Source organism: Methanobrevibacter oralis (assembly GCF_001639275.1).
GTDB lineage: Archaea > Methanobacteriota > Methanobacteria > Methanobacteriales > Methanobacteriaceae > Methanocatella > Methanocatella oralis.
In genome coordinates this window covers 1-12,009 of record NZ_LWMU01000077.1, presented here as the reverse complement: position 1 = coordinate 12,009, position 12,009 = coordinate 1, and the positions used below count along the sequence as shown (strand labels likewise).

The 12,009-nt window shown below is 26.0% G+C and carries 2 protein-coding genes; one reads left to right on the top strand and one right to left on the bottom strand.

Annotation, left to right across the window (positions count from 1 at the left end; genetic code table 11):
* The first annotated feature begins 21 nt into the window (after positions 1-21).
* Positions 22-6,333, top strand: coding sequence for an Ig-like domain-containing protein (locus MBORA_RS06560; RefSeq protein WP_063720417.1), 6,312 nt, complete (start codon positions 22-24; stop codon positions 6,331-6,333).
* A gap of 276 nt (positions 6,334-6,609) precedes the next feature.
* Here MBORA_RS06560 and MBORA_RS10850 read toward each other — a convergent pair.
* The coding region (locus MBORA_RS10850; RefSeq protein ID WP_063720416.1) for a hypothetical protein at positions 6,610-12,009 on the bottom strand (5,400 nt) is incomplete at its 5' end.

The window sequence follows — 12,009 nt, the reverse complement described above, 5'->3', positions numbered from 1 at the left end:
AATAATTCTAAGATTATTTTAATGGATGGAGAATATAAAGGCACAAATAATACTTTTATTTTAATTAATAAAAACCTAACAATCGAATCATTTTCAAATAATGTTATTATTAATGGAGAAAATAAATACGCATTTTTTAAAATAACCCAATCTTCTTCTTTAATATTAAATAATATCAAATTTATCAATGGATATACAGATTCTTATTCTCAATTAGGTATTATTAACAATCTTGGAACACTATTGATAAACAATTCTTCATTTAATAAAATGAACTCAAATATGGGAACATTTTTTAATGAAGGAAATTTAACAATTAAAAATTCTAACGTTACCAATGCAATTTCTCTAAATATGGCCCATGTATTAACTAATATTGGTGAGACCACCATATTAAATTCACGATTGATAAAAAATGGAGGTTATTCCCAAGTCATTAATACAGTTTATAATTATAATAAGATTAGCATTATTAATTCCCAAGTTGAAAATTTGCTTTCAAATAATGAATATGATGAAGGTTCTTATAAAACTGCTTCAATTATTATTAACAATTCCAAATTAAATAATATTGATTTTGAAGATGCTTCTGTCCGTATTTATAACTCTCAAATTTCTTTTAAATCTATTTTTAATAGGTGTAATATTTCAATAGATAAAAGTAAATTTAATTATCATGATTCTATTCTTTCAATAATTCATGTGAAAAATTCAAATTTTACAGCTATTCATTCTGCTTTTAATTCCCATATCTCAGTCGAACGTTCACATATTAATATCACATATTCTGCAATTTTAAGATCAATATTTGGAAATGCTTATAAATGTTATCTTTACGCCCCTTATAATTGGTGGGGTATTAATTCAGGCCCGTCTTATAAATACTTCAAAGAGGTTAATGTTAGCTATTGGACTATAGCTACTTTTGAATACGAGTATGACTACATTCCAATTAATCCTAATTCAACTTTCACAGTAAAATTAAATAAATGGAGTGATGGTAATTCTACATTTGAATTTAAACCATGGGAATATTTACCAGACATACCTTTAAAATTCGAATCTCAAAACGGTAAATTCTTATATTCAACTGCAAATATCAATAAAACATTTTCAAATTATTTAATTGGAAACAACCTTGATTGTCAAGTTTATGTAATCATAGACTTTCAAAGACTATCTCTTAAAATTGGAAAAGGCTTATCTAACTATAACTATTTCGTATCACCAGATGGACATGATGGTTTAGGAAACGGTACTTTTGAACATCCATTTAAAACAATAAATTATGCCGTTTCTAAAGCAGGAAACGGAAACAGTATTTGTTTATTAGAAGGAACATATAAGGATAATTGGAATTCAAATGTTACAATTACAAAGAATATAACTATAGTCGGATTAGGAAATGTGACTTTACTAAGATCTAATGATTATAATATGTTTAATATTAAAGAATGGGGAAGCTTGTTTTTAAAAAATATTAAATTCTCAGTTGATATAATTGAATACAGCTATTCATTAATTATTCTAAATGGTGGAAATTTATCCATTATTAACTGTTCTTTTTCAAATATATCCTCTCCAAGTGTTATTAATACAAAAAATGGAATAGAACATGAAGGTATTGTAAATATAGATAATTGTTATTTTGCAAATATTTCAGGATCTATATTAAGGGGATCAGCTAGAACATACATTAAAAATTCTTCATTTGAAAGAATCAAATGTTATAAGGCAATTAAAGGACTTGAATATTATAATGCATTATTTCCAGTTTCATCCTCCATAGAAATTTATAATTCACAATTTAGGAATAATTTAATGGGTATTGTAAATTCACATCCATTTACATATTCTTCTTCAAAACTTAGATATTCAAAATATACTAATCCATATTCTAGATATGCATATATCGAAAATTCAACATTTGAAAATAATGTATTTTTTGATAGAAATTCTTATTATTCAAGTAATGGAGTGGGATTAAATATCCAAGACAAATACGAAAACTTTAATGGAATTATAAATAATTGCTCATTCACTAACAACAAAGGCCAATTGGTCATAGCTAATAATATTACCTCATCTAAATTCATTAACAATTTTGAATCACATTATTATAATAGTATGGTTTGTGCTGATTTAATAAATAATTCAATTTTTATTAATAATAAGAATCTTTATAAAGATTATAATAATGTATTTGTTGGTGAAGGCATAGCTAGTGCTAGATGCATATTAGAATCAATTTTCATGTATAATGAAGCTGCCTTTGGAGGAGCGATTGCAAATACAAAAGAGGCTCATTTTTGTGTTTTTGTAAATAACACTTCCAAATATGGTGGTAATGATATTTATTCTTATTCTGGAGATGTAGATTATTCTAGTAATTGGTGGGGAGATAATCAAAAACCAAACTCTGATAAAATATTTATTTTCCTTGGAACATTAACTTTAAATAATTGGGTAATAATGACATTTGAATCACTTTCAAATTCACTTATTAAAGCATCACTAGACTATCTTCGTGATGACGAAGGCAATATTTACAAAATTAATCATAATATGCCATCTAGACCAGTATATTTCATAACAGAACAAGGAAGTATCTCTCCAAATCATACTCTACTTATAAATAATTCTGCTTATGCTAACATGACTTATGATTTAAATTTAGATTTTAAAGTTTATGCAAGAATTGATAATCAATTATTAGATCTAGATGTTAGAAGCAGTAAAACCCTTTTAATAATGGAAGACGTCATTTTTAAAGGTAAAAACAATAAATTTATTGTTGATTTAATTAATATTAATGGTTATAAAATATTTAATCAAACATTAATTGTGGAAATTATCAATGAAAATAATACTAAGCAGACTTTTACAATAGAAACTGATGATAATGGCCATGCAGAATTTAATGTAGATTATCCAGTGGGTATTTATCAAGTAAATATCAATTATTTAGGTAATGGATATTTTGAAAAATGTAATGCTACTTCTAAAATTGAAATAATAAAATCTAGTACTTATTTAATTAGCTATAATCAAACTTATTATGGTAAAAACAACTTATTTAAAGTTATATTATTTGGTGAAGGAGATAAAAAATTAATCAACATGCCTATAAAAGTTACAATTATAGATTCTAAAAATAATATAAGAGAAATCTACTCTTTAACCAATTATGATGCTGTTTGTGAAATTATTTTAAGTTTAGATGTAGGGAAATACACTGTCAAATCTGAATTCTTAGGCGATTCATGGTACTCTTATTCAAGCAGCATTTCTCATATATTAATTAATCCCGCTAATTCTACAATAATTGTTCCTAATGTTACATTATATGGTGCAGGTGATGTTTATAATATTACCTTAAAAGATATTCATGGATCATTAATACGTGGCGAAAATATTATTGTAACTATAACTCAGGGAAGTTTATGTGATAAATTCACATTAAAAACAGACAATAATGGTGTTGCAAAATTAACAATAAACTATTTACCTGGAACTTATAATGTTAAAGCCCAATTCTTAGGCGATAATATATATGCTTCTAGTGTTGGGGAAGGAGTTATTAAAGTTGAAAAAATCTTTACTATAATTTCAGGGTTCCATCATTGCACAATACCATTAAATGGAATATACACAGTTGTTTTAAGTGACATGTATGGTCGACGCGTTAATAATGAATCCGTAACATTATCATTATATAAAGGCGACCTAATAAAAAAATACACCACTAAAACCGATGCAAATGGTGAAGCTGATTTTATTATAAACCTTGAAGAAGGAACTTATCTAACTACTCTTGATTTTGGTGGAAATAAATGGTATTGTGATGCAACCAATGCTGCAACTATTGTTGTTAGTAAAAAAGTTAATTTGGCTAATATTTATATAAATTCAAGCGATTTGGTTCAGTACTATGGGGAAAATAAATATTTTATGATAAAATTTAATGATCCCAATGCATATAGTCAATATGGTAAAAAAATTACAGTTACAATATCTTCTAATTACTGGTCACAGTCTTATGAAGTTTTCACTGATGTTTTTGGTCTTGCACGTTTACAAATTAATTTAAATCCCGGAGAATATAATATTACTTACAAATATTCAAATAGCTATTATAACATATTTGGCTCATCTTCAAATACTATACGTGTTTATAAAATGCCTACTGTTTTAATAGCTAATAATATTGTGATGAAAAGCAATGAACAACAAGTATATGAAATAAATCTCAGGAACATTAATAATAATCCTATTAAAAATATGCTAATTAATATTGATATTGATGGTGTTAAATATAACGCTACTACAAATGATGATGGTATAGCTAAAATATTACTTAGTTTAGGTGTTGGAAATCATATTATTAGTTATAATTTTTCTAATCCCAATTATTTAGCATCAAATGCATCATCTGTTATTTTAGTTGTTGATAGTGATAAAATAACTTCAAATTTACATGCTCAAGATATTAATGGATTAGATAATCAAATATTAAATTTCACTATAAGATTATCCGACATTTTAAATAATAGCATATCCAGTTCACAAGTAATACTTGAACTTTATACATTTAGTGGAGAGTCAATTAGCAATATTACAGGCATCACAGATGGGGATGGTAAAATTACCTTTAACTTAACTTTAGATTATGGAAAATACATAGCTAATTTACATTATAATGGTAATTCTTTATATTTACCTAGTTATTCAACTAATATTATCAATGTTGAATCAGCTGATAATCGTACAAAAACTGTTTTATTTAATGATAATGAAAAATTAACTAATTCTAAAGAGTATTTTGTTGTTTTAGCTGATTTTAACGGAACTTTACTTAGTAATAAAGAAATTAAATTTATCATTGGGAACAAAACAATTACTAGTATAACCGATGATAAGGGAAGAGCTTACTTGAATTTAGATTTAGATCCTAATTATTACATGATAAAAGCTGTTTTTAGTGGTGATGATAATTACAAAGCTGTTTCTAGTTTGAAAAAGATATTTATTTCAGGAGAACTAACTCAATTGCATGCTATACCCTTAGTTAAATATTATAGAAATGGAACTCAATTTCATGCAAGACTTATAAATTCTAATGGAAATCCTTTAATTAATAAAGTAATCTCTGTTTTATTAGAAGGTGTTTATTATAATTGCACAACCGATGAAAATGGATGGATTACTTTAAATATTGATTTAAAACCAGGATTTTATAATGTAGAATGTTATTATTATTCAAAGAATATTAATGAAAATTCTTTTGATAAAACAAATATAACTGTATTATCTACTGTTTTAGGTCAAAGTGAAGTAAAATATTATGGAGATTATCCTTATTTGACAATTAAATTCTTAGATGGTACTGGAAAGCTAATTAAAAACACAAACTTTGTTATTGATATTGATGGTAAAAAATATTCGGCACAAACTAATGATGAGGGTGTTTTTAATTTTAATCTTAATTTAAATTCAGGAAATCATCTTATTTCTGTGAATAATCCTTATGATGGTTTATTTGTAACTTATAAATTAGATATTTTAACAACTATTTATGCAAATAATCTAGTTAAAGTTTTTAACAATGGAGCTTCATATACTGCACAATTATTAGATAAATATGGAAATCCATTAAAAAATAAAAATGTGAAAATAATCATTAACGGTGTTTTATATTATAAAAAAAGTGACGTTAATGGTATTGTAGAATTAAATATGAATTTAAATCCCAAAACTTATCTCGTAACAGTTATTAATCCAGTTACTAATGAATATATTGAAAATACAGTTAAAATATTGCCAACACTTGTTAATAACAAGAATATCAACATGTATTTCTCAAATGGTGCTTTTTATAAAGTCCGTGTCGTTGGAAATGATGGTAAAATTGTTGGATCTGGTAAAATTGTTAAAATTAAAGTTAATGGAAAGATTTACAAGATTAAAACAAATAAAGATGGATATGCTTTGTTTAAAATAAATTTAAAACCTGGAAAATATATAATTACTGCAGAATACAACTCATACAAAGTATCAAATAAGATTAATGTAAAATCACTACTAACAGCTAAAAATATTTCTCATAAAAAATCTAAAAAGATTAAATTTTCATCTAAATTAGTTGATACTAAAGGAAAGGCGGTAAAAGGTAAGAAAATAACTTTCAAATTCAAAGGAAAGACTTATACCACTAAAACTAATAAAAACGGAATAGCTACTATTACAATTAAGAATTTAAAAGTCGGGAAATATAGTATTATGTCTATTTGTGGCAAATCTATTATAAAAAACACGATAACAATTAAAAAATAATTAACTGTTGAAATTAATATATTGGCTTTACTTATTCTTATGTTATAATCATTTGTTCTTTTGTTTATTTTTATATTTTAATTGATATGTATTGTTTTATTTAGTCTTTTTTTATTTTTAGACTATTGTTATATCTAATTACTTTTTGAATATATGAATATGTATATGTAATTATTAATATTTTTGATAGTTATCTGAATAAATAGTTTTATTAAATGTATCAATAATAGAACTTTTGAAAAAAGAAATGTTAATAGAGGATATATTTTTAACCCTCTATTTTTTAATTTTTACTGATCCTGTGATGGTATTTTTTACGTAGGTTATTTTTACTGGGTATGTTTTGCCTATTTTGAGTTTTTTTATTACATTCTTTTTAATGGTTATTTTTGCTATGCCTTTTTTGTTGGTTTTTGTGGTGTAGGTTTTACCTTTAAATTTGAATGTTATTTTTTTGTTTTTAAGTGCTTTTTTGTTGGATTTTTTTAGTGTTGCTTTTAGTGTTATTTTTTTAGCGGATTTTTTAATTGTTGTTGTTTTTGTTGTTTTTAGTATTTGTTTTATGGTTATTTTGTTTTTTACGCTTTGACCTTTGTAGGTTGCTGTTATGTAGTATGTTTTTGGTGTTAGTGTTATTTTTAATGTTGCGTATCCATTTTTATCGGTGGGGATGTTGTATGTTTTTTTGTTTATTGTAATTTTAACGATTTTTCCGGTGCCTGCAGTTTTGCCATTATCATCAATGATACGGATTTTGTATTTAAGTCCTGATAAATAATCTCCTATTAGGTTTTTGTTGTTGTTTATTCTGGAGATGATTTTTAAAGTTTTTGTTTGTTTTTCTAAGTTGGTTGGGTTTATAATTAGTATGTTGTATGTTCCGATGGCTAGTTTTTTGTTTAATTTAGCAACACCTTTTGCGTCAGTTGTAATTGAATATGTTTTACCTTGGATGTTGAATGTTATGTTGGTATGGGATAGTGGTGTTCCGTCAACATTTAGTAAGGTTGTTTGGTAGTCTAGTCCACTATTGTAGCCTCTTGTCATGTTAGGTGCGTGGATTGTGGATTTTATTGTTATGCTTGCATTAATTTTTTTGTCGTTAAAAATGATAGTTGCTGAATATTTTCCAATATTTAAATCAAGTTCTATGCTTGCAATACCTTCATTGTTGGTGGTTGCAGTGTAATTTTTGCCGTTTAGTTTAATTTGTATATTCTGGCCTATTATTGCATTTCCTTCACTATCTTTTGTGATGATTTGTAATTTTTCAGAGCCTTTGTAGTATTTTTCAACATCTGGTGCTGTAATATTAATTCCAAGTACTTTAATATTCACTGTTGTATTAGTTGGTAAGTACTTATCGTCTCCTGAATAAGTTATTTTAGCTATGTATTCTCCTTGTGCTAAGTTAGGGATAATTGCGATAGCTTTATTATTGGTAATTTCTGCTTGGTATGTTTTGTTGTTTAATAATACATTAATTGTGCCTGTTAGGTCGTTTGGTATGTTGATTTCTACTTTTACATCATTTCCAACAATCACTGAATGGGAAGTTGCATTTATATTTGCATTTATTCTATTTATTGTGAGGTTTGATGAATTTAATACTTCGCCATGTAGTTTTGTGGCATTTATTATGTATTTTAATGTATATGTTCCGTGTGGTATTATGTCAATGTTGAATGTTGCTGTTCCGTTGTTTGTTTTTGCTGTGTACTTTTTATTATTAAGATTTAAAGTTATTGTTTCGTTGTCTGCAGGTTGATTGTCAAACAATACATTTACATTAATTGTTGTAGTTCCATAATCAATGATTATATCTTTAGCCACGATAGTTACATTGTGAGTTATGTTTTGAGTTAAATTAACCGTTTGATTATCTACTGTAGCTTCAACATAGTAACTAGTTGCATTTTTCATTATTTTGATTAGGTTAGTGATATGGTTTATGATAGTTCCATTAGCTGATTTTAGTGTTCCGTTTATGCTAGACATTGTAAAATGTCTTGGATATAGTTGTCCTGTATAATCTGTTATATTTTCACCATCGCTAACTTTAAAAGCTAAAATAATGTTTTTTGATAAAGCACTTTGGTTTAGTGTTAATATTAACCAGGTTTCAGGATTTGTATCAACATTAGCTACTTTATAAGTAGGTTTAAAGTTACTTCCCCACCAATTATTATTTAAGCAAATATTAGAGTTATTATAGTTATAAGTTGATATTGTTCCATCAGCAAAGTAAGAATTAGATACAGTCAAATTATAATCAATTAAAAACTTTTTTTCAACAATAGATGATACATTTCTAATATAGGATTCATTGATATCAATAGTAGTTTCATGTCCGAGAAACAAAATGTTATTTAAATTTAAGAAAGTTGTGTTGTAAATTTCAATGTTTGAGGGGCAGTCTGTTATTATTGCAGCATTATAATAAGTAGATCCACCACTAACATAATAATTAGCATCATTACCATCTATTGTTGTATTTTTTAATAACATTTTTCCAGCACTGATACTTATAACAAAGTGTAGGTTAATAGTATTTGTATCATTAGAACCAATAAGTTCAGAAACACTTTTTCCAGATCTAAATATTTTGGAATTAATAAGGTTCATGTTACCTGGACCACCAATTGAAATTGCATTTCCTTTCCATGATTGAAATACACGTATAGGATCTTGAATATTGGAATTACTAATATTTAAAATACCATTATTATATATATTAGCATAGGATAGGGCATAGTTTGCAATAAATGTGGAATTATCAATAGTTGTTATTCCAGAATTATATATGGCTCCTCCGTGTTCATACATTGATACATATATATTTGAATTACCATTATTATAAAAAATAGAATTAATGATATTTAATGTACCTTTATTATTGATTGCACCACCAGAAGTTCCATGATTTTTAGTAAATTTAACATTATCAATAAATATATTTGTATTTTTCTCAATAAAAATAGCAGTTTTTTGAGCATCACTAATAGTCATATTTATTAATTTTACTAATCCTTTACCACTATTATTTAGTACAGTTATAATGCAATTGTTAGTAGTATTGCCAGTTATGATTGTTTTATCAATTCCTTCACCAATAAGTGTGATATTAAAATCATAAATTTTAATATTATTATTGAATTCACCACTATAATTACCTTCTAAAATTTTAATTAAAATCACTTTAGATTGTTTGTATCCATCGTTTAATGCATTTCCAATAGTTTTATAAGGATTTTCATATGAACCATCACCATTTTCATCATTTCCCCTACTATCAGAAACATATAGTGTTATATTCTCTTTTAAAAGATTAAGAGTTACATTAACAAAAGCATTGTTATACTTAGTTGTGTTTGTTCCATAATCATAAGTACCACTTAATGAATAATTGCCATTTTCAAATCCTAAATAACTTAATTTAGCCATGCCATTTATAACCTCTGCAATACCCATGTATGAACCATTTAAATTAAAAGTAACAATTCCTCCACCAATAGTTGCACCACTTGGATGGGTAATATTGGCAGTTACAGTGTCGTAAGGAGTTTTTGTAATTAAATTATTAAAATTCACCGTAATATTTTCTAATTGGCCATTAACTTGTCCATATTCTCCTTTTTTAATAAATATGTCTTTACCGTTAGTTGCACTATTATTTTCAAAAGAAACATTTTCTAGAATAATATCTGGTAGTTGATTAGAATTATGGTGTGGTAAGATAGTAATAGCTCCACCATTATTTAAAGCAGTATTATTGATAAATTTACCACCTTTAATTTTACCAGATTGGATAATTAAACCTGCTCCATCATTTGTCGCATAGTTATTTCTAAAAGTAATATTTTCAATTATTATCTCAGCATAAGTTCCGAAAGGCCCAAAAGATGCAATATAATTTGTTACATTATTCCCAATAAAAGTTTCATTAATTGAAGTTATTTTATTAGCACGATGATAAAAAACAAAGTTAGAATAAGCACTATGAGCCGAATTATTAATATAGTTATTATTAATTAGTCTTATTAAATTTCCAGATGCAGAAAAAACGGAACCATGTATATTAGAATTGTTGATGATAGTAGTGTTTTCAACATGTATTATATCTTCTCCCAAAGCGTTAGCCATTAAAAAATAATATTTATTCAGGATATTACAATTTTTAAATTCAGAATTATAAATTTCTGGATTGTATAGTTGTATGGAACCACTGTTGCTATAGGTTAAGTTATTGATAATTATTTTAGATTTATCACTATATTGTATCTCAAAAGAACCAACATTTTCAATAATAGAATCATAAATTTTTAACATATATGCATTGATAACATATCCACTTGTGTTTTTTAAAGTCATATTTTTTAAAGTCACATTTAGATAGTTACCAAAAGTAAAAATTGTTTCTGCTTTTTCTGCATCGATTATGGTATTTTTGTAGGATTCCCCTATGATGGTTAACTTAGCAATATTTGAATAATGCAAATTTCTATTATCATCTCCATTATAGATTCCATTTTTCATATGAATAGTTAAATTTATCGTATTTTCGAATCCATAATTTAATGCATGTTTAAGACTTTTAAATGGATTGTTCTTACTTCCATTACCAGTGATGTCATTACCATCATTAGACACCCATAATTCTAGAGGGTCATGGTTAAAATCAACATGTATTGTTGCATTTTTAACATTAACTTCAAAGGGATTGTTTTCATAATGATAATAAGTTCCACTAAGTGTATAGTCCCCATTTTCTAATAATTTATTTACTATTAAAGAAGCAATGCCGTTATTAGCTTTGCTAGAACCAATGTCTTCACTATCAATAAAGAAATGAACTTTTCCATATGTAGTGCTTACACTGTTATTTAAATCATCAGTTACTTCACATATTAATTTAAATTCAGTCCCATTAACTGTTAAATTTTTAAATTTTAAATATGCATTAAAATTGGTTAAAGGATTTATTAAGGCTTTTGTGGTATTGCAGTTTATAAATATGTTATTTTGAATATAAGCATTTAAAAAACTGATTATTCCTCCAGTTTCACTTCCAGTATAATTACAATTAATAAATGTATTATTGATTATTTTAGGTTCTTCAGACTCTAATTTAAAAGTTCCACTTTCATATGATCCAGTCATATTTTCAAATCTATTGCCGATAATGTTTGCTTTTCTACTTGTGATTAAAAGAGAAGGTATTGAATTATAGCCTTCACTATAACCTGATGTTGAATTTATAAATGTTGAATTTATAATATCTATATTAGTACCACTAGCATAAATATCTGCAAAACCATCTACACCATAATCATTTTTAAATATTGAATTTGTAATTTTTAAATTAATACCTGTAGTATATATCGTTGCGAGGTTAGTTGCATAATTACTATCAAAAGTACAATTATCTATGGTTAAATTTCCAGAAGTAGTTATAGCTGATCCAGTTTCTGCTTTTCCATGTGTAAATGTAATGTTTATCAAAGTTACAATAGAATCAGCGCTAATTGATTTAAAAATACATGTTTCATCATTTCCATCGAGTATAGTTTGCCCATTACTTGCACCAATAATAGTCAAACTACCATTATAATTCTTATGAGCTAAATTAATACTTAAATCAGTATTATTTTCTCCAGTAAATCTCCCAGCACTTAA